This window comes from Pseudoxanthomonas sp. F11 (genome assembly GCF_037046485.1).
Classification (GTDB): Bacteria; Pseudomonadota; Gammaproteobacteria; order Xanthomonadales; family Xanthomonadaceae; genus Pseudoxanthomonas_A.
Genome location: NZ_JBANLZ010000005.1, coordinates 102,201 through 125,945 on the forward strand (window position 1 = coordinate 102,201; position 23,745 = coordinate 125,945).

Annotated in this window: 21 protein-coding genes, 1 other RNA gene and 1 pseudogene; 12 read left to right on the forward strand and 11 right to left on the reverse strand. The window is 68.1% G+C overall.

The window, feature by feature from the left end:
* Window positions 1–11: 11 nt before the first annotated feature.
* From V8246_RS15165 to hrcA, 7 genes and pseudogenes are all read right to left on the reverse strand, one after another.
* Window positions 12–724 (reverse strand): annotated as a pseudogene (locus tag V8246_RS15165) (MOSC domain-containing protein).
* A complete protein-coding gene (locus V8246_RS15170; RefSeq protein WP_313223537.1) occupies window positions 721–1,836 on the reverse strand; it encodes a prephenate dehydrogenase in 1,116 nt (371 codons plus the stop codon). The pseudogene V8246_RS15165 and the gene V8246_RS15170 overlap by 4 nt, the downstream one beginning before the upstream one ends.
* Window positions 1,837–1,855: 19 nt before the next feature.
* Window positions 1,856–3,736 (reverse strand): DUF3857 and transglutaminase domain-containing protein, encoded by a 1,881-nt coding sequence (locus V8246_RS15175; RefSeq protein WP_336189949.1) that lies wholly within the window; start codon window positions 3,734–3,736, stop codon window positions 1,856–1,858.
* Between the two features lie 116 nt (window positions 3,737–3,852).
* Window positions 3,853–4,971: a molecular chaperone DnaJ gene (gene dnaJ / locus V8246_RS15180; RefSeq protein ID WP_162109297.1), complete on the reverse strand. Its 1,119-nt coding sequence runs from the start codon at window positions 4,969–4,971 to the stop codon at window positions 3,853–3,855.
* A 94-nt stretch (window positions 4,972–5,065) separates the two neighbouring features.
* A complete protein-coding gene (gene dnaK / locus V8246_RS15185) occupies window positions 5,066–6,985 on the reverse strand; it encodes a molecular chaperone DnaK (RefSeq protein WP_313223533.1) in 1,920 nt (639 codons plus the stop codon).
* Window positions 6,986–7,095: 110 nt separating this feature from the next.
* Window positions 7,096–7,617 (reverse strand): nucleotide exchange factor GrpE, encoded by a 522-nt coding sequence (grpE, locus tag V8246_RS15190; protein WP_313223531.1) that lies wholly within the window; start codon window positions 7,615–7,617, stop codon window positions 7,096–7,098.
* Window positions 7,618–7,658: 41 nt separating this feature from the next.
* Window positions 7,659–8,708 carry a heat-inducible transcriptional repressor HrcA gene (hrcA, locus tag V8246_RS15195; RefSeq protein ID WP_336189950.1) on the reverse strand — a complete coding sequence of 350 codons (1,050 nt, stop codon included), beginning with the start codon at window positions 8,706–8,708 and terminating at the stop codon, window positions 7,659–7,661.
* Between the two features lie 87 nt (window positions 8,709–8,795).
* On the opposite strand from hrcA, the gene recN reads away from it, so the two are divergent.
* Window positions 8,796–10,463, forward strand: a complete 1,668-nt coding sequence (recN, locus tag V8246_RS15200) for a DNA repair protein RecN (protein WP_336189951.1) — start codon at window positions 8,796–8,798, stop codon at window positions 10,461–10,463.
* Between the two features lie 107 nt (window positions 10,464–10,570).
* Here recN and fur read toward each other — a convergent pair whose 3' ends face one another.
* Window positions 10,571–10,975, reverse strand: coding sequence for a ferric iron uptake transcriptional regulator (gene fur / locus V8246_RS15205; protein ID WP_162109292.1), 405 nt, complete (start codon window positions 10,973–10,975; stop codon window positions 10,571–10,573).
* 103 nt (window positions 10,976–11,078) lie between these two features.
* On the opposite strand from fur, the gene bamE reads away from it, so the two are divergent.
* A complete protein-coding gene (gene bamE, locus V8246_RS15210; RefSeq protein WP_336189952.1) occupies window positions 11,079–11,468 on the forward strand; it encodes an outer membrane protein assembly factor BamE in 390 nt (129 codons plus the stop codon).
* Between the two features lie 10 nt (window positions 11,469–11,478).
* Here the strand turns inward: bamE and V8246_RS15215 are convergent, their stop codons facing one another.
* Window positions 11,479–11,727 (reverse strand): RnfH family protein, encoded by a 249-nt coding sequence (locus V8246_RS15215; RefSeq protein WP_336189953.1) that lies wholly within the window; start codon window positions 11,725–11,727, stop codon window positions 11,479–11,481.
* 1 nt (window position 11,728) lies between these two features.
* Window positions 11,729–12,157 carry a type II toxin-antitoxin system RatA family toxin gene (locus V8246_RS15220; RefSeq protein WP_185896045.1) on the reverse strand — a complete coding sequence of 143 codons (429 nt, stop codon included), beginning with the start codon at window positions 12,155–12,157 and terminating at the stop codon, window positions 11,729–11,731.
* Window positions 12,158–12,198: 41 nt separating this feature from the next.
* Between V8246_RS15220 and smpB the strand changes: the two genes are divergently transcribed.
* From smpB to V8246_RS15265, 9 genes are all read left to right on the forward strand, one after another.
* Window positions 12,199–12,687, forward strand: a complete 489-nt coding sequence (gene smpB / locus V8246_RS15225; protein WP_162109288.1) for an SsrA-binding protein SmpB — start codon at window positions 12,199–12,201, stop codon at window positions 12,685–12,687.
* A 231-nt stretch (window positions 12,688–12,918) separates the two neighbouring features.
* Window positions 12,919–13,272: a transfer-messenger RNA gene (gene ssrA, locus V8246_RS15230) on the forward strand.
* A 346-nt stretch (window positions 13,273–13,618) separates the two neighbouring features.
* The gene (locus tag V8246_RS15235; RefSeq protein ID WP_336189955.1) at window positions 13,619–14,218 is read left to right on the forward strand and encodes a type IV toxin-antitoxin system AbiEi family antitoxin domain-containing protein; all 600 of its coding nucleotides are present in this window, start codon (window positions 13,619–13,621) and stop codon (window positions 14,216–14,218) included.
* Window positions 14,215–15,129 carry a nucleotidyl transferase AbiEii/AbiGii toxin family protein gene (locus V8246_RS15240; RefSeq protein ID WP_336189956.1) on the forward strand — a complete coding sequence of 305 codons (915 nt, stop codon included), beginning with the start codon at window positions 14,215–14,217 and terminating at the stop codon, window positions 15,127–15,129. Before V8246_RS15235 ends, V8246_RS15240 begins: the two co-directional genes overlap by 4 nt.
* Before the next feature lie 60 nt (window positions 15,130–15,189).
* A complete protein-coding gene (locus V8246_RS15245) occupies window positions 15,190–15,399 on the forward strand; it encodes a transposase (protein ID WP_336189957.1) in 210 nt (69 codons plus the stop codon).
* Window positions 15,400–15,579: 180 nt separating this feature from the next.
* Window positions 15,580–16,230, forward strand: coding sequence for a DUF3348 family protein (locus tag V8246_RS15250; RefSeq protein WP_336189958.1), 651 nt, complete (start codon window positions 15,580–15,582; stop codon window positions 16,228–16,230).
* 16 nt (window positions 16,231–16,246) lie between these two features.
* Entirely contained in the window at window positions 16,247–18,322 is a 2,076-nt protein-coding gene (locus V8246_RS15255) for a DUF802 domain-containing protein (RefSeq protein WP_336189960.1), read from the forward strand.
* Window positions 18,319–18,966: an OmpA family protein gene (locus V8246_RS15260; RefSeq protein ID WP_271249938.1), complete on the forward strand. Its 648-nt coding sequence runs from the start codon at window positions 18,319–18,321 to the stop codon at window positions 18,964–18,966. The genes V8246_RS15255 and V8246_RS15260 overlap by 4 nt, the downstream gene beginning before the upstream one ends.
* A complete protein-coding gene (locus V8246_RS15265; RefSeq protein ID WP_336189961.1) occupies window positions 18,956–19,570 on the forward strand; it encodes a DUF2894 domain-containing protein in 615 nt (204 codons plus the stop codon). The genes V8246_RS15260 and V8246_RS15265 overlap by 11 nt, the downstream gene beginning before the upstream one ends.
* A 627-nt stretch (window positions 19,571–20,197) precedes the next feature.
* On the opposite strand, the gene V8246_RS15270 is transcribed toward V8246_RS15265, so the two are convergent.
* Window positions 20,198–21,478 (reverse strand): DUF1343 domain-containing protein, encoded by a 1,281-nt coding sequence (locus V8246_RS15270; protein ID WP_336189962.1) that lies wholly within the window; start codon window positions 21,476–21,478, stop codon window positions 20,198–20,200.
* Between the two features lie 147 nt (window positions 21,479–21,625).
* Here V8246_RS15270 and V8246_RS15275 point away from each other — a divergent pair, with 147 nt between their 5' ends.
* Window positions 21,626–23,686 (forward strand): hypothetical protein, encoded by a 2,061-nt coding sequence (locus V8246_RS15275; protein ID WP_336189964.1) that lies wholly within the window; start codon window positions 21,626–21,628, stop codon window positions 23,684–23,686.
* Window positions 23,687–23,745 lie beyond the last annotated feature (59 nt).

A 23,745-nucleotide genomic window follows, 5' to 3' on the forward strand; every position in this document is an offset into this window, starting at 1 on the left:
GGTCGTGCGCGTCATGCGTCCGTCACGCCGCCTGTCAGGCGCTTGCTCCAATCCTCCACCGCGCCGCGTTCGAGGCGCCGCTGGAACAGTACCCGCCACGAAGGGACCAGCGGCAGTTCCAGTACGTCATGCAGCACGCCCGGATCGATGGCCCGCTCATACAGCAGCGCGATGAAACGGGACAGGGGCCATGCCGGGTGGGGACGGTCCGCGAGCAGCAGAGCATCGCCCTGCTGCACATCCCCCTCCTCGATCACCCGGTAGTACCAGCCCGTACGACCGGTATCCTGCACACGACGCGCCATGTCAGGAATGGCGAAGTGATCGGACAGCTTCCAGCACGGCTGGCGCGACTGGGAGACCTCCACCAGCGCCGTGCCCATGCGGTACCGGTCTCCCAGGCACACAGTGTGCTCGAGCATGCCGGACGTGCTGATGTTCTCGCCGAACGCACCGGGATGCTCAAGCAAGGGGTGGACGCCGATGTCGGCCTGCCAGGCGCGGTAATGATCGCGGGGATAGTGATGGACGGCCTTGTCGGCCCCCCCCCGTGGACACGCAGGTCGCCCTGCTCGTCGTCGGTGATGCCGAGCCGAGTGACGCGCTGCGGACCGGATACGGGGGTCTTGGCGATGGCGCTGACGCTGCCGGCACGCGTGAAGGCGACCGCTCGGCCGATCAGTACCGCGTCGACGACGCAGCTGGATCGCGCGGCCACGTTCATGCCAGTACTCTCCCCAGTCCGCTCACATCGATCTCTTGCGCGGCGTGCGCCAGTACCGCGGCATCCACGTCCGCATCGAATCCGATCCTGAAGTGCACCTCGCCTTCTGGCGTACGCGAGGAATGGATCGACGATAGGCTGATGCCATGCCGTTCGAACACGTGCAGTAACGCCCGCAACGAGCCGGGCCGATCCTCCGGCAGGTGCACGCTGATCGCCTCGCGGCCGGTGAGATCGGCCAGCAGATAGCCGATCCGTTCGTAACTGTAGTTGCCCTGGGCCAGCATGTCCGGGCCGATGGCATCGTGGGCATCATGCAGGAACTCGCGCCGGAACGCGGCGCGGGCCGCATCCGTGCCCTCCCCCACCAGGTTCGCCATGCGCTGGATCTGCCGCGCCAGCGCCTGCAGCACATCGCTGGCATGCGGATTGCCGAACTGGATGTCTTCGTAGATCGCCGGATTGAGCGACAGGATGCGCGCGATGATGGCCGCATCCATCTCGAACGATGCGGAACGGAAAGGCATCAGGGCGGCCAGATGGCCGGCACGCGCGGCTTCGCCGCGCAGCACGCCCGCTTGTGCCAGGTGGGTGGCATGGACCATCGCCTGCACGAGCGCCATCACCCGGTCGTGCTGCTCGGGCGTGGCCTGCACGCACTCGGCCTCCAGCGCGACAAGCAGCGACGCCACCCAAGGCCGCCATGTGTCCACGCGCGCTTCGCAGACCACCATCACCCTGCCCTTCAAGGTCGGCGTCTTGGGCGGAGCGGTCATCGGATGCAGCCCCACCACCTCGGCGCGCGATGCCAGCATCGCGGCCACGGGCGCGGCCTTGATCGAGGTGACGTCCAGCCACAAACGCCCGGCCTCACTACCGGCGGCAAGCGCCGCATAGCGGGCGATCAGCGCCCCGGTGTGGCGGATCGGTGCCGAGAAAACCAGGACGTCCGCCCGCTGCACGAGCTCGGCTTCGTCTGTGGATGCGGGGTCGGCGGGGTCGTGGCCGATGACCTCCAGGCCCATCCGTTCCTGGAAGAAGTGCTGCAGCCAGCGACCATAGGCGCCTGCGCTGCCGACGATGCCGATCAGGGGAGATAGGTTGTGCGTCACGCGCTGCACCAGCCGGTACTCATTGCTGCACCACGCCTTCCCCTGTCAGGTAGACCACCTGTGCGCGCAGGTCGGGCATGATCTTGCGCATGACCCGGGCAAAGCCGTCGTTGTACTCCGGCGAACACACCGGGCCGGGCGTGCGGTCGTCCAGCGTGCGGCGCACGTGCAGGCGCGCGCCGTCCTGCCGGAACGTCGAGACATAGCTGAGCGTGCCTTCGCGTACGCTGACGCCCTTCGGCATGGCGACGATCCGCATCGACGCGGGGAACTCGAAGGTGTACTCCTCGTCCGAATGGTAGGCACCACAGCTGCTCTCGCCCGCGGGCTGGTCCGGATCACCGATTTGGGAAGCCACCAGCATGGCGACCGGGGTGAAGCTCAGAAACCAGGGTTGCACCTGGAAACCTCCGCTCGTCGGGAGCATCCGTTCGACTTCGAAATCCGCCTCCATGTTGAAGGTCTCCAGCATCGGCACGGGATCGTCGTACTTCACCTTGCCGCTTGCGCTCAGTGCGCTTCCCCGGAAGTAATTGCGCACCAGCTTGTCCGCATCGCTGGCGCCGACGTTGCGGAACTGAGCGCGTGCCGCCACCGCCATGCGTCCGCTCAGTTCGACCCGCTGCGCGCCCTTGATCGAACCGTCCGGCTGGATGCGAAGCGTCGTGCGCAGCTTCTGCCATTCCGAACCGACCTGCGTCACCGGCGTGGTGGTGCCGTCGCGATGACCGTCCACCAGCAGCACGGGTTTGCCTGCCGCCCCGTCCGGCAGACTGCCGAAGGGCACCGTGGCCGCGGTCGAGTCCACGTAAAGATCCAGGCTGGGGATGTAGTTGATCACGTGGTTGACTACCGATGCGACCGGGATGTCCGGCAGCGTGTAGGTACCGCCCGCGTTGATGAGCGCCTGGGTACTGTCGATGCCGCGGGCTTTCAGCAACGCCTGCAGCAGGGTCGCATGGTCCTTGCAGTCGCCCATGCGGTTGTCGAGCACCACGTCCAGATCGCGCGGGACCACTGCGCCCAGTCCGATGCAGTTGCCGGCATAGGTGATCTTGGTGGAAACCCATTCGTAAAGCTTCTTCGCCGTCTCGCGCGGGTCCGTGCTCTTGCCCGCGATCTCCGCGGCGAGCGTGCGCAACCGGGGCGTCAGCGTGGCCTTGGCGTTGGCCGGTCCCCCGTAGGCCGCCGCGATGTCGGCGTAGCTGGCGAAGGTGGAAAACGCGTAGCCCGGATAGCGATCGGCGGTGAAGACCGTATCGCGCAGGCTTTCGCGGTCGACTGGCTGGCGGTTGCTCCAGCGCCAGCGCACGATCCGGCGCCCGTCGCGGGTTTCGACGGCGGGCTGCGTCATCTGCCAGTTGCGCCACGCGGCCTGCATCGCCTCGGGCGCATCGATGGTCACCTGCACGTCGCCGTAGTACGCGGCCGGGCTGTAATTTCGGATCACCGAGAAATGGCCCGGGAACATCGGCTGCGTCGCCGTCACCCGATAGGTAAACACCGTGGTGTCGCCGACGGCCAACTCGGGGAACACGACAGTGAGCGTCGTCTGGTCGGAGTAGATGGGTGAATCGCCCTCCCGTCCCGAACTGCTGCTGACCTGGTAGTTGCCCTTGGGCACATCGACGCGGCGGCCGTCGGGCTTCAACGTGTAGGCTTCGACCACCTCGGCCTTCTGGATGCTGGTGCTGTAGCTGACCGATGCATCCTTGGCCGCTTCCAGCGCGCTGTCTTTCAGCACCTTGATCGCGGTTTCCTGTTCCTGCACGAAACTGCCGTCGGCATTGAGCACGAAGCGCGTGGACTCGCGCTCCACCTGCAGCGGCCGGTCATCGGCCGCCCAAGCGGGCGCCATCACCAGCAACGCCCACCATCCCCACCGCTTCCCCTTGTTCATGCGCACGCGAACTCCCTTCTTCGTGGACGTGAATGAAAACGGCCCCGGGGTCGCCGGGGCCGTCGCAGGATGCCACAAGCCGCTCGCGTCCGCGGGCGGCGGGATGTCACAGGGGGTCAGGAGGTCATGCGGTCCCAGAACCCCTTGACGCCGTCCAGGAACGTGGCCGACTTCGGCGAATGCTTGCGCGCTTCCTCTCCGATGAAGGTGGCCTCGAACTTCTCCAGCAGCTCCCGCTGTTCGGGGGTCAGGTTCACCGGGGTTTCCACCACCACGCGGCAGTACAGGTCGCCTTCGCTGCGGCTGCGCACGGACTTCACGCCCTTGCCGCGCAGGCGGAACAGCTTGCCGGTCTGCGTTTCGGCCGGGATGCGGATCTCCGCCTCGCCCTTCAGTGTCGGCACGCGCACGGTGTCGCCCAGCGCGGCCTGCGAGATGCGGATCGGCACCTCGCAGTGCAGGTCGTCGCCGTCGCGCTGGAAGATGTCGTGCTCGCGCACGCGCACTTCCACGTACAGGTCGCCCGGCGGGGTTCCGGGTGGTCCGGCCTCGCCTTCGCCGGTCAGGCGGATGCGGTCGCCGTTGTCCACGCCGGCCGGGATCTTGACCGACAGCACCTTCTCTTCCTCCACGCGGCCGGCGCCATGGCACTCGGTGCAGGGATTCCGGATGGTCTGGCCGCGGCCACCACAGGCCGGGCACGCCTGCTGCATGGCGAAGATGCCGCGCTGCATGCGCACGTTGCCGCGACCGCCGCAGGTGCCGCAGGTCTCGACGCGGCCGTCGGCCGAGCCCGTGCCCTTGCAGGGGTCGCAGGCGACCAGCGTGGGGATCTCGATGCGCTTTTCGATGCCGGCGACGGCTTCTTCCAGGTCCAGTTCCATCACGTAGCCGACATCGGCGCCACGGCGTGCCGCGCGTGCGCCCCCGCCGCCGAAGATGTTGCCGAAGATGTCGCCGAAGATGTCGCCCATGTCCGGGCCGCCGGGACCGCCACCGCCCATGCCGTGCTCGAACGCGGCATGGCCGTGCGCATCATAGGCGCGGCGCTTGGCCCCGTCCGACAGCACCTCGTAGGCTTCCTTGCACTCCTTGAACGCCGCCTCGGCGGCGGCATCGCCGGGATTGCGGTCGGGATGGTGCTTCATCGCGCAGCGCCGATAAGCCTTCTTCAGGTCTTCTTCGCTGGCGTCGCGGGCCACGCCCAGGACTTCGTAGTAATCGCGCTTGCTCATGTGTCGTCAGGCTGGTCTGGCAGGGTCGCCGGATGGCAAAACGGGAGGCCGTGGCAGGCCACGTCTCCCGTTCGCCGCATCCCGTGGGCCGGGATTACTTCTTGTCGTCCTTGACTTCGGTGAACTCGGCGTCGACGACGTCATCGGCCGGGGCCGCACCGCCACCTGCCGGGCCCGCACCGGGCTGGTCGCTCGACGCGGCCGCCGCATACAGGGACTGCCCGGCCTCCTCCAGCGCCTTGGCCTTGGCCTCGATCTGCGCCTTCTCGTCGCCCTTCATCGCGGTTTCCAGGTCGGCGATGGCCGATTCGACGCGGCCGATCACGTCGCCCGGCACCTTGCTGCCGTGCTCGGTGATGGCGCTGCGGGTGGCGTGGATCAGGCCGTCGGCGTGGTTGCGCGCCTGCACCAGTTCCTGGAACTTCTTGTCTTCCTCGCGGTGCGCCTCGGCATCGGCGACCATCCGGTTGATCTCGTCCTCGGACAGGCCCGAACCGGCCTTGATCTCGACCTTCTGTTCCTTGTTGGTCTTCTTGTCCTTGGCCGACACGTGCAGGATGCCGTTGGCGTCGATGTCGAAGGACACCTCCACCTGCGGCATGCCGCGCGGCGCCGGCTCGATGCCGGCCAGGTCGAACTTGGCCAGCGACTTGTTGAAGCGGGCCTGCTCGCGCTCGCCCTGCAGCACGTGCACCGTCACCGCGGACTGGTTGTCCTCGGCGGTGGAGAAGGTCTGCGAGGCCTTGGTCGGGATGGTGGTGTTCTTCTCGATGATCTTGGTGAACACGCCGCCCAGGGTCTCGATGCCCAGCGACAGCGGGGTCACGTCGAGCAGCAGCACGTCCTTGACGTCGCCGGCCAGCACGCCGCCCTGGATCGCGGCGCCCAGCGCCACGGCCTCATCGGGGTTGACGTCCTTGCGCGGCTCCTTGCCGAAGAACTCGGCCACCGCCTGCTGCACCTTCGGCATGCGGGTCTGGCCGCCGACGAGGATGACTTCGCCGATGTCGCTGGCGCGCAGGCCGGCGTCGTTCAGCGCGATGCGGCACGGCTCGATGGTCTTCTTCACCAGGTCTTCGACCAGCGCTTCCAGCTTGGCGCGGGTCAGCTTGATGTTGAGGTGCTTCGGGCCCGAGGCGTCGGCCGTGACGTACGGCAGGTTCACTTCGGTCTGCTGCGAGCTGGACAGCTCGATCTTGGCGCGTTCGGCCGCGTCCTTCAGGCGCTGCAGGGCCAGCGGATCCTTGCGCAGGTCGATGCCCTGGTCCTTCTGGAATTCCTCGACGAGGTAATCGATGACGCGCTTGTCGAAGTCCTCGCCGCCCAGGAAGGTGTCGCCGTTGGTGGCCAGCACTTCGAACTGCTTCTCGCCATCGACGTTGGCGATCTCGATGATGGATACGTCGAACGTGCCACCACCCAGGTCGTAGACGACGATCTTGCGGTCGGCGCCGCCGTCACCCTTGTCCAGCCCGTAGGCCAGCGCGGCTGCGGTCGGCTCGTTGATGATGCGCTTGACGTCCAGGCCGGCGATCTTGCCGGCGTCCTTGGTGGCCTGGCGCTGGCTGTCGTTGAAATAGGCCGGCACGGTGATGACGGCTTCGGTGACGGTCTCGCCCAGGAAGGCTTCGGCCGTCTTCTTCATCTTTTCCAGCACGCGCGCGGAGATTTCCTGCGGCGCCATCTTCTTGCCGTCGCTGGTCTGCACCCAGGCATCGCCATTGTCGTGCGCGATGATGCCGTAGGGCACCAGGTCCAGGTCCTTCTTCACTTCGGCGTCGGTGAACTTGCGGCCGATCAGGCGCTTCACCGCGTAGAAGGTGTTCTTGGGGTTGGTGACGGCCTGGCGCTTGGCCGAGGCGCCGACCAGCACTTCACCATCCTTCGTATAGGCCACGATGGAGGGGGTGGTGCGGTCGCCTTCCGAGTTCTCGATGACGCGGGCCTTGCCGCCGTCCATGATCGCCACGCACGAATTGGTCGTGCCCAGGTCGATGCCGATGATCTTGCCCATGATGGATTTCGCTCCCTAGCAAATTCTGATGTTGGACCCGGCGATCGGCCGGGTGGATGGTCCCGATATAGGGATGCGATGGCGCCGTTCAAGCGCCACCCGCGTGTCGTTCAGTCGTGCTTGGCCACCACCACCAGGGCGGGACGCAGCAGGCGGCCGTTGAGCACGTAGCCCTTCTGGAACACCTGCACCACGCTGCCCGGCGCCGCATCGGGCGCATCGGCCTGGCTGATGGCCTGGTGATGCTCGGGGTTGAAGGCCTCGCCGGCCGGGTCGAGCAGACTCAGGCCGTTGTCGCTGGCCACCTTCAACAATTGCTTGAAGGTCAGCTCAAGTCCGTCCCGCAGGGGGCTGGGCTCGCTGCCGGCGGCGGCCAGGCCGGCGTCCAGGCTGTCGAACACCGGCAGCAGGTCGCCCAGCAGGCGCTCGTTGGCGAACTTGCGGGCCTGCTCGATGTCGCGCGCCACGCGCTTGCGCTGGTTCTCCAGGTCGGCGCGCTCCAGCAGCGTGGTCGCCCGCAGCTGGTCCAGCTCGTTGCGCAGGGTCTCCAGCTCGGCCAGCAGGGCGGCGTCGGTGTCGGGGGATTCGGGCGTCTGGCCCGGAGTGGCATCGTGTTCGTGCTGTTCGTTCATTTCGGTTCCCTGGCGGCGGGTCCTGCCGCCCAACCGGGAACCTATGGGGCCGGCGCGTCGGGATTCAAGGCCGCGCCCAGCACATCGGCCGCCGCCTGCACCACCGGAATGACCCGGTCGTAGGCCATCCGCGTGGGTCCGATGACGCCCAGCACACCCAGTACCTGCCCCGCGGCCATGTAGGGCGCGGTCACCACCGACACCCCGTCGTGCGGCGCCAAGCCCGTGTCCTCACCGATGAAGATGCGCACGCCGGGCGCGCGGATCGTGCGTTCCAGCAATTGCAGGATCTCGCGCTTGCGGGCGAAGGCTTCGAACAGTTCGCGCAGCCGCTCCAGATCGGAAAGCTCCTGCACGCCCATCAGCCGGGTCTGTCCGGCCAGCACCACATCGTCGTTGGGCGGCGTCAGCGCCTGTTCCGCCAGTTCGATGGATTCGGCCAGCAGGCCTTCCATCTCGGTCTGCGCCCGGCGCAGGTCGCGCAGCAGGCTGGCGCGGATGTCGGCCAGCGATCGGCCGGCGAACTGGGCGTTGAGGTAGTTGGCGATGCGCTCCAGTTCGGCGCGCTCGTACGGACGGCGGGTCTCGATGACCCGGTTCTGCACATCGTTGTCGGCGAACACCAGGATGGCCATCACCCGCTGCCCGTCGAGCGGCACGAAATCGATGTAGCGGAAGGCGAACTGCTCGCGCTTCGGCACGCTGACCACGCCCACAAAATGGGTCATCGCCGACAGCAGCTCGGACGCATTGCCCAGCAGGGCCTGGGTTCCCGCCCCGCTGGGCAGCTCGGCGCGCAGGCGCGCCACTTCGCCCTCGCCCAGCGACTTCACCTGCACCAGACTGTCGACGAACACCCGGTAACCCTGGGCCGTGGGAATGCGTCCGGCGGACGTATGCGGGGAACTGAGCAGCCCCACTTCCTCCAGTTCCGACAGGATATTGCGGATGGTGGCCGGGCTGACCTCCAGCCCGGCATGGCGGGCCAGGGTCTGCGAGCCCACCGGTTCGCCGTCGCGGATGTAGCGCGAGATCAGCGTGCGCAGCAACTGGCGGGCACGGGGGTCAAGCGAGAGCGACGGGGAATTCATGCCCGCTAGATAACGTCGTCCCCGCGGCTTTGCAAGCTGTGCCCGTCCGTCTCAGAACTTGCGCCGGCTCCGCTTACAATCCGCTGCATGCTCAGACATCTCGCCATCAAGGACTTCGCCGTCGTCCGTGCCGCCGAACTGGAGTTCGGCGAGGGCATGACCGTCATCTCGGGTGAAACCGGCGCCGGCAAGTCGCTGCTCGTCGATGCCCTGGGTTTCCTGTCGGGTCTGCGCGCCGACAGCGGCGTGGTCCGCCATGGCGCCGAGCGCGCGGAACTGTCGGCCGAGTTCGCTGCGGCCCCCGGCTCGCCCGCCCAGGCCTGGCTGGCCGACAACGAACTGGACGACGAGGGCCAGTGCCAGCTGCGCCGCGTCATCCGTGCCGACGGCGGGTCCCGCGCCTGGATCAACGGGCGCAGCGTCACTCTGTCGCAACTGGCCGACCTGGCCGGGCGGCTGGTGGAGATCCACGGCCAGCACGAGCACCAGTCCCTGCTGGCGCGCAACAGCCAGCTCGACCTGCTGGATGCATTCGCCCGCAACGACGCCGAACGCGCCCAGGTGCGCGACGCGGCCCGCGCGTGGTCGGCCCTGCTCCAGGAGCGTGAGCAGCTGTCGGGCCAGGGCGATGTCTCCGACCGCATCAACTATCTGGAACACCAGCTGGCGGAGTTGCAGCGCGAAGACCTCTCGCCCGTCGCGCTCGAACAGTTGGTCGCCAGCCACCGCCGCCAGGCCCACGCCACCGGCCTGATCCAGGCCTGCGACGCCGCATTGGGGCAGCTTGCAGGGGACGATGCTCCCTCCCTGACCCGCCAGCTGCAGCAGGTGCGGGCCGATCTTGCCCGCCAGGCCGAGCACGAACCGCGTCTGCGCGATGTCGACGGCCTGCTCGACGGTGCCGCCATCCAGATCGAGGAAGCCCTGTCCCTGCTGGGCCAGGTCCGTGACGACCTGGACGGCGAGCCCCTGCAGTTCGACGCCCTGGAGCGCAAGCTCGCCCGTGTGCACGACCTGGCGCGCAAGCACCGGGTGCCGCTGGAGGGCCTGCAGGAGCAGCACGACCGATTGGCCGCCGAACTGGACGGTCTGCGTGGCGCCGGCGAACGCCTGCTGAAGCTCAACGACGAGATCGGCGCCGCCCGCCAGCAATGGCGCGATGCGGCGGGCGCGCTCAGCCGCACCCGCCAGCGTGCCGCCCGCGCCCTAGGCGAAACCACCACCGCCCTGATCGCCGAGCTGGGCATGGGCGGCGGGCGCTTCGAGATCGCGCTGGAGCCGCAGGACGGTGAGCGCCCCGACCCGACGGGGGCCGAACGCGTCGAGTTCCTGGTGTCGGCCAACGCGGGCCAGCCGCCGCGTGCGCTGCGCAAGGTCGCTTCCGGCGGCGAGCTGGCGCGCATTTCGCTGGCCATCGAGGTGGCGGCGCTGGGGCTGGACGCGGTGCCCACCATGGTGTTCGACGAAGTGGACACCGGCATCGGTGGCGCCGTGGCGGAGATCGTCGGCCAGAAGCTGCGCGCCCTGGGCGCCCAGCGGCAGGTACTGTGCGTCACACACCTGCCCCAGGTCGCCGCGCAGGGTCACGCGCACTACCGGGTCAGCAAGGCGCCGGTCGATGGGATGACCCAGAGCGCGGTCGAGAAGCTCGGCGCGAAGCAGCGGGAAGAGGAACTGGCCCGCATGCTGGGCGGCGTGGAGGTCAGCAAGGAAGCCCACGCGGCCGCGAAGCGGCTGCTCGCCAACGCGGTCTGACCCCCTGCTGCCGGCTGTGGGAGCAACGCACGTCGCGATGAGGCTTTACCGGTGAGGCTTCGCGACTGACGTCGGTCCCACGTCCTTGAACGGCGAACTGCCGGTCCTCAGCGCTTCTTGCGCACGTACAGCACCAGCGAGTGCTCTTCCAGCTCGTAGCCGTGCTTGGCGGCGATCTCGCGCTGCAGCTTCTCGATCTCGCTGCTCTCGAACTCGATGATCTTGCCGGTGTCCACGTCCACCATGTGGTCGTGGTGGCCGCCACGGTCCAGCTCGTAGACGGCCTGACCGCCTTCGAAATTGTGCTTGAGCACCAGCCCGGCCGCTTCGAACTGGGTCAGCACGCGGTAGACCGTCGCCAGTCCGATCTCGTCGCCATGCTCCAGCAGCTGCCGGTAGATGTCTTCCGCGCTCAGGTGGTGCTGGGCGCTCTTCTGCTCGAGCAGCTCCAGGATGCGCATCCGCGGGTGGGTGACCTTGAGGCCGACTTTGCGTAGATCCTGCGATTCCATGGCGTCTCCGTTCACTCTCGGTTTAGCGCCAGCTGCCTGAAGCTCGGTTGCGGCGGTCCGCGGAAGTGTATCATCGGCCCGGTTTCCCACCGTACCTGTCCCAATGCGCAAATTCCTGCTGGTTGCCGTCCTCGCTTCCGCCACCGCTGGCTGCGGCATCCTCTACAAGCAGCCGATCTACCAGGGCAACCTGATCGAGAAGACGGCCGTGGACCAGTTGCAGGTGGGCCAGAGCAAGCAGCAGGTGCAGTCGCTGCTGGGCAGCCCGTCGATCGCCGATCCGTTCCACGCCAATCGCTGGGACTACACGGCCAGCAACCGCACCAATCGCCGCGGCACCACCGAGATCAAGAACCTCACGCTGCTGTTCAACGGCGACACGCTGGCCAGCTGGGAAGGCGAATACTTCCCCGAGGCCGACCTGCAGCTGTCGCGCGACGTGCGCAAGTTCGGCCCCAACCTGGCCAAGGAAAAGAAGAAGGGCCGCCGCTAAGGCGGATGCGTTACTTGCGCGCCCGTAGGCGGCGCGCCTCCTTCGGATCGATCAGCAACGGCCGCAGCACTTCCACGCGGTCGTTGTCGTTCAATAGGGTGTCAAGCGTGGCGATGACGCCATGGACCGCCACCGCCGGATGCCCGGCATCGGCGAAACCGCTGGCCGCCAGTGCGTCCCCGACGGTAGCCCCCTCCGGCAGGTCCAGCCCCACCGATTCGAACCGGTGGGGCCAGGCACGGATCACGTCCACCCGCACGTCATTCCCCGCGGTCGGCGGCGCGCACGAAGTCGTCCACCATCCGGTCGGCCAATCCCTGGAAGCCCAGGGCCATCGCCGGGCCCAGCAGGCGGCTGGAGGGCTCGAACTCCAGGGTCAGGGTCACCTTGCAGGCCGATTCGTCCAGGGCATGGAAATCCCAGCGCCCATGCAGCTTGCGGAACGGGCCGTCGACCAGGTTCATGTCGATCCGGTGGGGCCGGTCCAGGGCGTTTTCGGTGGTGAACCAGGTACGCAGCGAGCCCAGGCCCAGATCCAGGCGCGCCACCAGCCGCGCCTCCCCCTGTTCGATCAGCTCGGCGGCGCTGCACCAGTCGAAGCGGCGCGGGTACGCGGCCACGTCGTTGACCAGGTCGAACATCCGGGTGGCCGAGTGTTCGACCAGGGCGCTGCGGCGGATCGTATGCATGTGGCTCGCGTGGGGTTCCGCCTTCGGCGACAATAGGACGGATGGCAAAGAAACCCGACAAGAATAAAGCAACAGGCACGATCGCGCTGAACAAGCGCGCCCGGCACGAGTACCACCTTGAGCAGCGATACGAAGCCGGCATCGCCCTGCAGGGCTGGGAGCTGAAGGCCATCCGTGCCGGCCGCGCCAACATCACCGAGGCCTACGCGGTGATCCGGCATGGCGAGCTGTTCCTGTTCGGCGCGCAGATCACGCCGCTGATCCAGGCGTCCACGCACGTGGTCGCCGATGATCGCCGCACGCGCAAGCTGCTGCTGCACCGGAACGAGATCGACAGTCTGATCGGCAAGGTCGAGCGCGACGGCTACACGCTGGTGCCCACGTCGCTGTACTGGAAGGGCAACAAGGTGAAGGCCGAGCTGGCGCTGGCCAAGGGCAAGCAGACCCACGACAAGCGCGCCAGCGAGAAGGACCGCGACTGGGCCCGCGAGAAGTCGCGCGTCATGCGCCAGCACAATAAAGACGCGTGATTCCATCGCGCGACGCGATGGAACCCCCAGGATTCGCCTTGCGAATCCTGGGCCCCGACGCACGCTGCCGATCCCCCATTCGCGATCACGCGCGAATTCGCCCCCTTACCAAGGGGGCTGGGCTCGAAACCACGATGGCCGACCCCAGAGGCTGAACGTCGGCTCCGCCGTGCCTTGTGAAGCGGGGTGCCCGCCCCTACACTTGCCGTCGTCAGGAAGTTTCTGACTCCCGGGGGTGCACTGGCTTCGACGGGGGTTGCAAAGTTTCCTGGTGCATGCCGAGGGGGCAGCTTTCCTCGTAAATCCAGCGGCAAAACTCTAGTTGCCAACGACGACAACTACGCTCTGGCCGCTTAAGGCCTAAGCCCTGAAACTGCTTGTGTCCGTGCTCGCAGCGTAAGGTCATCATCACGGAATCGCCGGGAGTGGTTGCCTGTCAGCACCCGGTTAACCTAAAACAGGCTGGTTCTGCGGTGCGCTTGGCCCACCGTGCTGCTGCAGGACGAGACTCAACGGCGGGATAAGCATGTAGTACCGGGGATGGAGTGCCTTCGGACGGCGGTTCAATTCCGCCCACCTCCACCAATAATGAAACCCCAACCGTTCTCGGTTGGGGTTTTTTCTTGTCCGATCGCGCCGGTTCCCGCGTGTTCGCGGGGATTCCTGCGAAAGCCTGCGGACTTCGCCGCTCACCCTATAGGCCGGTTTCAGGCCACATTCCACTCTCTCCCGACCATTCCTCGCTCCGACCTCGCCCTCTGAAACCGGCCCGAAGTCCGCAAAGGCCATAAGTCAGCGCTATACAGATCAAATAGTTACGCGCGGACGAATCAAGCGGTTGGATTGCAGCATCGGGGAGCAAAGGAACCCCGTAGTTGTGTTTTGTCGGTATATATTTACAACTACCGACGTAATGCAACATCATGGTGGCATGGACACTTCGCATCAGACCATTCTGGATCTCGCCGCCCAGCGCGGCCTGATACGCCCGCGCGATCTCGATGCGCTGGGTCTGCCCAGTGTCGCACTCACGCGGCTGGTTCGGCAGGGCCTGCTCGTCCGCGTGGGTCGCGGTCTGTACGCCCGTCACGATCGCAGCGTATCCGAGCATGGCACGCTGGCCGAGGTGGCCCGCAAACACCCGCAAGCCATCGTCTGCTTGCTGTCAGCACTGCGGGTGCACGACCTCACCACGCAATCGCCATTCGAGGTCTGGCTGGCGATTCCCAACAAGGCGCGTGCACCGAAGATGGATTATCCCCCGCTGCGCATCGTGCGCTTCTCAGGTGCCGCGCTGACCGATGGGATTGAAGAGCACCAGATCGATGGCGTGACCGTGCGCGTGACCAACGTCGCCCGCACCGTGGCCGACTGCTTCAAGTTCCGCAACAAGATCGGCCTCGATGTCGCGATGGAAGCCCTGCAGGAAGCCTGGCGAGCCAAGCGCGTGAGTATGGACGAACTCTGGCGCTATGCATCGCTGTGCCGAGTGGCCAATGTGATGCGCCCCTACATGGAAAGCCTGTCATGAACCAGCGCAACACGGCCGCTTCGGTGCGGACCCGCCTGCTCACCCGCGCCCGCGAGACTCGACAAGATTTCAATCTGGTCTTGACCCGCTACGCCCTTGAGCGGCTGCTGTACCGACTCAGCGTTTCGCCCCATGCTGACCAGTTCCTACTGAAAGGCGCGCTGCTGTTCGACTTGTGGTTCGACATCCCGCACCGGCCGACGCGAGATGCGGACTTTCTGGGTTTTGGTTCGGCCGAGTTGCCACACCTGGAGGCCGTCTTCAAGGACGTCTGCGCGATGGAGACTGACGACGGTGTTACGTTTCGACCGGACACCGTTCAAGCGGCGGAGATCCGCAAGGAGGCCAACTACGCCGGCGTGCGCGTCACCTTGCTCGGACTGATCGATGGAGCGCGCTGCCCGATTCAGGTCGACATCGGTTTCGGCGATGCCGTCACACCGGGGCCGGAAGATGTCCAGTACCCCGTGATGCTATCGGAGTTCTCGGCGCCGAAACTGCGCGTCTATCCACGCTACACCGTGGTGGCAGAGAAGCTGGAGGCCTTGGCCTCGCTGGGTATCGCCAACAGCCGGATGAAGGATTACTTCGACCTTTGGATCTTGTCGCGGTACACCGAATTTGACGGCGACACCCTGCGAGGCGCGATTCGGGCAACCTTCGATCGACGCAAAACTACGTTGCCTCCGGACATCCCCTTTGGCCTGACGGATGGTTTTGCGCAAGATGCGCAAAAGCAGACGCAGTGGCAGGCGTTTCTGGGAAAGAACAGACTCGAAGCGCTGCGCCTGGAGGACGTCGTGGTGTCGCTTCGAGATTTCCTGCTTCCAGTCATCGCTGCGGCGAACGCTGATGCCGACTACCCGCAACACTGGCCGGCTGGCGGACCCTGGTTGTCAGTGGCAGGGTAAACCAGTCAAAGCCCGACCCTGGACCGGCCAGCCTTTCGTAGACATCCGGTTGCCTTACTTATGGCAACGACCGAGGTGTTCATGGGCAACAGCAAGCAGTACACGGACGCGTTCCGATCAGAGGCAGTGGAGCAGACCATCAAGAGGCCTGACGTGGTGGATGTCGCCGGCCTGATCGGCATTCCCGAGCGCACGCTGTACGGGTGGGTGCACAAGTCACACAAGGCGGCAACGAGCGACATCGCCCACCCCCGCAGCCGAGCAGAGTGATTTGGCTGAGATCCGCCGGCTCAAAGCCGAGCCGATGCTGGTGACCGGGGAACGCGGCATCCTCGAAAAGCCGCCGCGTACTTTGCCAAGAATGGGCGCCGGCCTTTCGTTCGCCAGTTTCGTGAGACGGCTCACCGCCCACCCCCTTCCTGTAAAATCCCCGCTCTTTTGAGCCACTGTGTGACCACTGTGCAGTACCGGACGCCCACGGCGGCCCCCGCCTTCGTCCGTCTCCTCGCCCGCCTGGGCGGGGCCGACCTGCCCGATGCCGGCCCGGTGCTGTCCGAGCGGCTGGGCCAATGGATCGACTGGAACCGTGCGGTCTCGCTGTCGCGGGCGCTCGATGGCGCCGTTGCGCCTGCGGCTGGCGCCGCGACGGGCGTCGACGCGCACGCCGCGGCCGTCGACCGGGTACGCACCTCGCTGACGGACGCGATCCAGCGTGGCGCGCCTGCCGACGCGGACGGCGACGACTTCGCACCCTTCCGTCGCTACTGCCTGGAACGCCAGCGCGCCATGCTCACCGGCACCGGTCCCTTGCGCGGACGCCTGCGCGATGCCTTGGCCCAGCGCGGCGGCGACCTGGCCCGCCTGGCCGAGGTGGACGCCGTGATGGAAATGACCCTCAGCCCGCGCGAACAGACCCTGCTGGCCCACACCCCCACCCTGCTCGGCCTGCACTTCGAACGCCTGCGCACCGCCGCGGACGGCAGCCCCGACAGCGCCTGGCGGGCGCTGTTCCGCCGCGACCTGCAGGACGCCCTGCTGGCCGAACTCGACCTGCGTTTCCACCCCATCGACGCGCTGGTCGCCGCGCTTCGTACCCCGTGATGCCTGGATGCCTTTGATGAAACAGCCCTTCTCCACCGCCCTCTTCCTCGCCGGCCTGGCCATCGTCGGCTGGATCGGCGTCGGCTACGTCGGCACGCACACCTTGGGCGTGATGGTCACCCTGGTGATCGGCGCGTGCTACGTGGCCGGTGCCGTGGAACTGCAGCGCTATCGCCAGGCCACCGCATCGCTCGCCCACGCGCTGGACGACACCACGCCCGCGGGCAATGGCCTGCAGGCCTGGCTGGCGCCGCTGCACCCCAGCCTGCGCCAGGCCGTGCGCCTGCGCGTGGAAGGCGAACGCGTCGCCCTGCCCGCCCCTTCGCTCACGCCGTACCTGGTCGGCCTGCTGGTGCTGCTCGGCATGCTGGGCACCCTGCTGGGCATGATGGTGACCCTGCGCGGCACCGGCCTGGCGCTGGAAGGCGCCACCGACATCGACGCGATCCGCGGCTCGCTGGCCGCGCCGGTCAAGGGGCTGGGTTTCGCTTTCGGCACCTCGATCGCGGGCGTGGCCGCGTCGGCCATCCTCGGCCTGCTGTCCGCCCTCAGCCGGCGCGAGCGCGTGCTGGTCGCGCAGCGGCTGGACGATGCGATCGCCACCTCGCTGCACGCGCATTCGCAGTCATTCCAGCGTGAGGAATCCTTCCGCCTGCTGCAGCAGCAGGCCGCGCTGATGCCGGAACTGGTGGAACGCCTGCAGGCCATGGTCGCCGGCATCGAACGGCAGACCACCGACGCCGCCGCGCAGCAGGCCGCGCGCCAGGAAAGCTTCCATGCCCGCACCGAAGCGGCCCAGGCCGAGCTCGCCGCCACGCTGGTCGCCACGATGCAGGCCGGCGTGGACAGCAGCGCACGCGCGGTCGGCGCGGCACTGCAACCGCTGGTGGAGGCCACGCTGGCAGGCGTGGCGCGCGAGACCGGCGCCCTGCAGCAGACCGTCGGCACCGCCGTGCAGCAGCAGTTGGAGGCATTGACGGCCGGTTTCGGCACCGCAACCACGGCGGCGGCCGCGGCATGGCAGGCCGCCCTCGCCCGCCAGCAGGACGCCCACGACGCGCTGGTCGCACGCCTGGAAGAACACGCCCAGCGCCAGGCGACCCAGTTCGATCAGCGCTCGCAGGCCTGGCTCGATGCGGCGGCCGGCCAGCTTGAGCGCACCGCGACCACGCTGGCGGAGGGCTGGACGCAGGCGCTCCGCCAGCAGGCCAGCACCGCCGACGGCATCGCCACGCGCCACGCGGATGCCCTGTCCGCGGCCGGCGCCGACTTCCGCTCGCAGGCCACCGCCCTGGTCGAAGCGGTCGACGCCTCGCATGCCGCGCTGCAGCGCACGCTGGCCGAGCAGGATGCTGCGCGCCTGGCCGCCTGGGCCGAGCAGTTGACCACCATGAGCACCACACTGCGGGGCGACTGGGAGCGCACTGCCGCCGACGCCGCGCGCCTGCAGCAGGACATCTGCGACGCCCTGGCCCGCAGCGCGAACGACATCACCGCGCAGGCGCAGACCCATGCGCAGCAGACCATCGCCGAGATCTCGCAGCTGGTGCAGGTGGCGTCTGAAGCACCGCGCGCCGCGGCCGACGTGGTGGCCGAACTGCGCCAGAAGCTCTCCGACAGCATGGTGCGCGACACCGCCCTGCTGGAAGAACGCACCCAGATGATGGGCACGCTGCAGACGCTGCTGGATGCGGTGAACCACGCCTCCACCGAGCAGCGCACCGCCATCGATGCACTGGTGGCGACGTCCGCCGACCTGCTGGAACGCGTGGGCACCCGCTTCACCGACCACGTGCAGGCCGAGACCGGCAAGCTGGAACACGTCGCCGCGCAGGTCGCCGCCGGCGCCACCGAAGTCGCCGGCCTGGGCGATGCGCTGGGCAGCGTGGTGGAACGCTTCGGCCAGACCAACGACGCGCTGCTGGAACGCCTGCAGGCCATCGAAGGCGCGCTGGAGCGCTCGCTGGTGCGCAGCGATGAGCAACTGGCCTACTACGTGGCGCAGGCGCGCGAAGTGGTCGACCTGAGCCTCTCCGCACAGCGCCAGATCACCGTCGACCTGCAGCGCCTGGCTGGGGCCGACGCCGCATGAGCGTGGAAACCGGAGACGACGCCGACCTGGGCGCGCCCGTCTGGGCCAGCTTCGGCGACCTGATGTCGGTGCTGCTGGGCGCGTTCGTGCTGGTGCTGGTGGGCGTGATCGCCGTGCAGGCGCAGCTAGCCCAGCGCCTGGACGAGGAAACCCGCCGGCGCGAACAGGAAGCGCAGCAGCGCAAGGCGCTGGAGGACGCGCTGGCTGCGCCACTGGCCGAGGGACGGGTGACGCTGGTGGACGGCCGCATCGGCATCCGCGGCAACGTGCTGTTCGCGCTGAACTCCGACCAGCTGCAGCCGGAGGGTCGCGACCTGCTGAAGAGCCTGGCCGCGCCGCTGGCCGGCTACCTGCGTACGCGCGAGGAAATCCTGATGGTCAGCGGCTTCACCGACGACCGCCAGGTCAGCGGCAGCAACCGCCAGTTCGACGACAACTGGGACCTGTCCGCGCAGCGCGCCCTCACCGTCACCCGCACCCTGATCGCCGAAGGCGTGCCGTCCTCCTCGGTGTTCGCCGCCGCGTTTGGCGCCGAGCAGCCGGTGAGCGCCAACACCAGCGAGGAAGGCCGCGCGCGCAACCGCCGCGTCGAGATCGCGCCCATTCCCCGCCCCGCCAAGCGCCGCGGTGACGATGGACGGTGACGCGCTGCCGCCGCTGGCGCAGGTGCAGGCGTGGCGCGCGCAGGGCCTGGACCGTGCGGATCCGGTGCGTTTCGACATCCTGCAGGCGCTGTCCGCGCGGCTCGGCACGCACGAGGGCGAAGCCCGCCGCCTGCTGGAAGCACGTCTCGCCGGACTGATACGCGCCTATGCCCAAGGCTTGGCACGCAGGCCCACGCCCGCCGCGCCCGTGCCGGCACGCGATAGCGGACTGCGGGGCCTGGTCGCCGCACTGCAGGCGCGCCACGGCGATGCCCCCGCGCCCGGTCCGTCGCCGGTGGCGCCGTCCGCGCTCACCGAGGCGCGAGAGGTCTGGGCGCAGGTGCGCATCGACAGTCAGTTGCGCGCGTCGCTGCACGATGTGCCCGCCGACGCCGGTCCGCTCAACTCCGGCATGCTGGTGCATCGCGCCCTCCATCTGATGCGCGCCGCGTCGCCGGGCTACCTGCAGCACTTCATCGCCTATGCCGACACGCTGTCATCGCTGGAGCAGGTCCAGCAGGCGGTGGCGCCGCTGATCACGGCCACCGACACGCCGCGCCCCGCCAGGCGCGCACCGCGCAAACGGAAACCTGTCGCGACCTGACGCGCGAATTGCCGACCATTGGCGTCGGCGAGGGTGTGGGAGCGACGTCAGTCGCGATAAGGCTCTACCGATACCCATCGCGACTCACGTCGCTCCCACGAAGCCTGTCGTGCCCTGATCCCACGGCGCGGCCCGTTCCATGCGGGCCACAACCAGCCCGCTGGCGCCTGTTTGGAGCTGTGGGAGCGACGTCAGTCGCGATGAAGCGTACCGGTGCCTCGTCGCGACTCACGTCGCTCCCACGACCGGGAAGCAGGCCGCTTCGCCAGGCCGGAGCGCCTGACCGCCCTGAATATGAGCCGGATGACGCGCCGAGCTCGATCAATCAGGCTCGATGGGCGAAAGATCGGGCTCCGAGCTCCGCGCGCAAGGCTCGGTGCTCGGTCGATCGCACTCGGAAGGCCATCGATCACGCTCCGGATCCCATCGATGGCGTTCAATGTGAGAGAGATCGCATTCCGAGCCCCATCCGCGGGGCTCTGAGCTCCATAGATCACATTCGGAATGCCATCGATGGCTCTCCATGTGAGAAAGATCGCGCCAGGAGTGTCATCGATGGCGCTCGGAGCCCCATCGCTCACACTCAGCGCTCCATCGTGGGGCTTTCAGTGTGAAATGCCCGCGCGTTTATGGCATCGGATATTGCAGGTACTGCCGGCGAAGGGTCTCGAACTTCGCCAATCCCGGCTGCCAGCCTGCCTCGATGGTCTCGACTGTGTCACCGCGTACGATCGCGGCACGCAGGTCGCCCACGCCCGCCAGCCGGTCGAAGAACGGCGGCTCACCGGGCAGGAAGGCGAACTCCTTCGGGTGCTGGTCGTGCAAGGCCTTCAGCACGGCCAGGCCGGTGCGCACCGGGCGGAACGCGACGCGGTCGGTCACGTGCAGCTGCACGCCGGCGCAGGCCTGGCCGGCATGCTTGGAGAACGTCGGCGTGAACCACGTGGGCCGGAAGCGCACGCCCGGCAGGCCCATCGCGTTGAGTCGCGCGGCCAGCGCGGGCGCATCCACCCACGGCGCGCCGAAGGTCTCGAACGGGCGTGTGGTGCCGCGGCCTTCGGACACGTTGGTGCCTTCCAGCAGGCCCATGCCCGGATAGACCAGCGCGGTGTCCGGTGTGGGCATGTTCGGCGACGGCGGCACCCACGGCAGCGCGCCGCGCAATGGTTCGTCGCCGCGCCGCCAACCCTGCATGCCCACCACGTGCAGGTCGGCGCCGATGCCGAACGCCGTGTTGAACAGCGTCGCCAGTTCGCCCAATGTCATGCCATGGCGGATGGGGATGGCGAACTGCCCGACGAACGAGGCCAGCGCCGGGTCCAGCACCGGCCCTTCCACCCGCACGCCGCCCAGCGGATCGGGACGGTCGGCCACCACGACGGGAATGCCGGCGCGTTTCGCCGCGCGCATCACCCCGGCCAGCGTGTACGGATAGGTGTAGAAGCGGGTGCCCACGTCCTGGATGTCGAACACCAGCACGTCGATGCCATCGAGCATCGCGGGCGTGGGTTCGCGGTGTTCGCCGTACAGGCTGTGCACGGGCAGGCTGGTGGCCGCATCGCGCGCGGAGGCGACGTGATCGCCGGCCTGCACGTCGCCGCGCACGCCGTGCTCGGGACCGAACAGCGCGACCAGTGTGAATTCCGAATGCCCTGCGAAGCGGTCGACATCGCTGCGCAGCTGGCTGTCCAGGCCGGTGGCATTGGTCACCAGCCCCACGCGCCTGCCGCGCAACAGGTCCAGGCGCTGCTCCATCAGCACCTCGATGCCCAGCGTCGGCGCCATGCCCGCGCAGTCGCAGCCCGGGGCAGCCGCACCGGGGGACGCAAGGCCAAGACCCAGCAACAGCAGCAGCCCCAGACCCAGGGGGCGCAGTGCAGCATGCAGCGGACGGGGGAACCGGGGCATAGTGTCACAACCTTTTGCTATCGTTGTCATGACGATAGCAGCCTGCGTGCGGCGTCGGGCAAGCGAAAACGCTGCCGGACGCGCCGCATTCTTCCGTTGTCAGTGGGGAGCCCGATGTCCCGTACGGCGAAACGCATCATGCGCAGCATGTCCTTCCTTGTCATGGCCGGTGCCGCCCTGCCCCTGGGCGCGCAGCCCGTACCGAACCGGTTGGGTGTCACGCCGTCGGCGCAGTCCCGGGACTTCGTGGCGAACAAGCAGCAGTTCCAGCTGCACAGCCTGCTGACCGAGCAACGTCATCCGCGCAGCTTCGACCTGAGTACGCGCATCGCCGCCGACACCGCCGACGGGCTGGCCGCGCTGCTGTCGGTGGATGAGGACATTTCGGCCGCGCTGCAGGGCGTCGCCGACGATCCCGCGCGCCTGGCGGCGCTGGAACACGCCAGCCGCGAGATCACCCGCGCCCTGCGCGACGGACACCGCCTGTATTTCTACGGCACCGGCTCCACCGGACGCCTGGCCGAGACCATCGAAAGCGGGCTGTGGCGCCCGTTCTGGCAGCGTACCGCGGCAGCCCCCGTGATGGCGAAGATCGAGGCGCGCTTTCCGGGCCTGGGCGAACGCGTGCGCGGCGAGATCACCGGCGGCGACCGCGCGCTGATCGCCTCGCTGGAAGGCTTCGAGGACATTCCCGAGATCGGTCGCCTGCAATTGCAGGACAACGGCATCCGGCCGCAGGACCTGGTATTCGCCGTCACCGAAGGTGGCGAGACCTCCGCGGTGATCGGTACGGCGCTGGCCGCGGCCGACCAGGCCGGCGCGGATGCACGCCGCACGTGGTTCGTCTACAACAATCCCGATGAGGTGCTGCGCCCGTTCGAACGCAGCCGTCGCGTGCTGGACGATGCGCGCATCACCAAGATCCCGTTGCCTACCGGGCCGCAGGCGATTACCGGCTCCACCCGCATGCAGGCCACCACCACCAGCTTGTACGTGCTGGGCGTGGTGCTGGAAGACGCGACGCGTGCACTGCTGCGCGAGGTGCTGACCGGCGATGAACTGGCCGCGTTGGGCTTCAACGATGCCGGCATCGCCGAGCGCCTGCGCGGCTTCGCCGCGATCCAGCGCACGACCGCCGCGGCCGCGCAGAAACTGGCCGCGTGGACCGACCGCGAAGCCGCCAGTTATGCCGCCGGTCGCCATGCCACTTATCTGGCCACGCGGGCGCTGATGCCGGTGTTCGTCGACGTGACCGAGCGCGCGCCGACCTTCCGCCTCGCCCCGCTGGACCCCGTGGACGCAGCCGAGCGTCGCTCATGGATCCAGGTATGGACGCCGGCCGCCGATGGCGCGCAGGCCTGGCAGGCCCTGCTGCACCGGCCTTTCCACGGCCTGGACAAGGCGCTGTACCTGCCGCCGTTCGAGAACGGCATCGACGACCCCTACCTGCGCGAAGCGGCGCTGCGCGGCCTGTCCAACGCGGGCGACGAACAGCAGGCGCTGTACGACCTGTCGTTCTCCGATGCCAACCTGCAACGCCGCGGTCCGCAGGCCGGCGACACCGGCGCACTGATCCTGCTGGGCGACGAAGCGCACGCCGATGCCAACCGCCGATGGCTGCAGACCTTTGCCGCCGCCGGTGCGGAGCCGGTGCTGGTGTCCGTCTCGGCGCGCCCGATCGCCAGCGACGTGCTGGCCGATGTGGCCGCCCTGCCCCGGCCGGTACCGGTGATCGCGGTGACGGTGCCGCAGCGCGATGCGTTCGAACTCAACCAGACCATCGCCCTGAAGATGCTGCTCAACGCGCATTCCACCGGCGTGATGGCCAAGCGCGGGCGCGTGGTCGGCAACACGATGACCAGCGTGCAGCCGGGCAACCTGAAGCTGATCGGCCGCGCGACCTGGCTGATCCTCTCCCATGTGAATGCCGTGCTGGAGACGCCGGCGTGGCGCACGGCGCACGGCAGCACCGCACCGTTGACTTACGCCGAGGCCAATGCGGTGCTGTTCGAGGCCATCGAGCAGCGCCGCAACGCGCCGGGCGCGGGCGGCCTGCCGGAAGTGGAGCTGTCCGTGGTGGCGGTGCTGGACGCGCTCAAGGCGGACAGGCCCATCGACTGGAATGCCGCCGTCACCCAGCTGCGCGCCGGCGGACTGAGCCGCTACCTGGCCCCCTACGCGACGGCGACCGGAGCTCCCGGCCGCTGATCCCCTGCGCCCCTGTGGGAGCGCGGCCCGAGTCGCGAACGCCCTGCCGAGGGCGGGCG

What these genes read in the sequence shown, in the direction of transcription:
- V8246_RS15245 (WP_336189957.1), top strand. Translation starts at nt 15,190, where the DNA reads ATGGCAACGACCGAGGTGTTCATGGGCAACAGCAAGCAGTACACGGAC.
- fur (WP_162109292.1), bottom strand. Translation starts at nt 10,975, where the DNA reads ATGGAATCGCAGGATCTACGCAAAGTCGGCCTCAAGGTCACCCACCCG.
- V8246_RS15220 (WP_185896045.1), bottom strand. Translation starts at nt 12,157, where the DNA reads ATGCATACGATCCGCCGCAGCGCCCTGGTCGAACACTCGGCCACCCGG.
- dnaJ (WP_162109297.1), bottom strand. Translation starts at nt 4,971, where the DNA reads ATGAGCAAGCGCGATTACTACGAAGTCCTGGGCGTGGCCCGCGACGCC.
- V8246_RS15240 (WP_336189956.1), top strand. Translation starts at nt 14,215, where the DNA reads ATGAACCAGCGCAACACGGCCGCTTCGGTGCGGACCCGCCTGCTCACC.
- V8246_RS15265 (WP_336189961.1), top strand. Translation starts at nt 18,956, where the DNA reads ATGGACGGTGACGCGCTGCCGCCGCTGGCGCAGGTGCAGGCGTGGCGC.
- recN (WP_336189951.1), top strand. Translation starts at nt 8,796, where the DNA reads ATGCTCAGACATCTCGCCATCAAGGACTTCGCCGTCGTCCGTGCCGCC.
- bamE (WP_336189952.1), top strand. Translation starts at nt 11,079, where the DNA reads ATGCGCAAATTCCTGCTGGTTGCCGTCCTCGCTTCCGCCACCGCTGGC.
- V8246_RS15260 (WP_271249938.1), top strand. Translation starts at nt 18,319, where the DNA reads ATGAGCGTGGAAACCGGAGACGACGCCGACCTGGGCGCGCCCGTCTGG.
- V8246_RS15255 (WP_336189960.1), top strand. Translation starts at nt 16,247, where the DNA reads ATGAAACAGCCCTTCTCCACCGCCCTCTTCCTCGCCGGCCTGGCCATC.
- smpB (WP_162109288.1), top strand. Translation starts at nt 12,199, where the DNA reads ATGGCAAAGAAACCCGACAAGAATAAAGCAACAGGCACGATCGCGCTG.
- V8246_RS15270 (WP_336189962.1), bottom strand. Translation starts at nt 21,478, where the DNA reads ATGCCCCGGTTCCCCCGTCCGCTGCATGCTGCACTGCGCCCCCTGGGT.
- V8246_RS15235 (WP_336189955.1), top strand. Translation starts at nt 13,619, where the DNA reads ATGGACACTTCGCATCAGACCATTCTGGATCTCGCCGCCCAGCGCGGC.
- grpE (WP_313223531.1), bottom strand. Translation starts at nt 7,617, where the DNA reads ATGAACGAACAGCACGAACACGATGCCACTCCGGGCCAGACGCCCGAA.
- V8246_RS15275 (WP_336189964.1), top strand. Translation starts at nt 21,626, where the DNA reads ATGTCCTTCCTTGTCATGGCCGGTGCCGCCCTGCCCCTGGGCGCGCAG.
- dnaK (WP_313223533.1), bottom strand. Translation starts at nt 6,985, where the DNA reads ATGGGCAAGATCATCGGCATCGACCTGGGCACGACCAATTCGTGCGTG.
- hrcA (WP_336189950.1), bottom strand. Translation starts at nt 8,708, where the DNA reads ATGAATTCCCCGTCGCTCTCGCTTGACCCCCGTGCCCGCCAGTTGCTG.
- V8246_RS15175 (WP_336189949.1), bottom strand. Translation starts at nt 3,736, where the DNA reads ATGAACAAGGGGAAGCGGTGGGGATGGTGGGCGTTGCTGGTGATGGCG.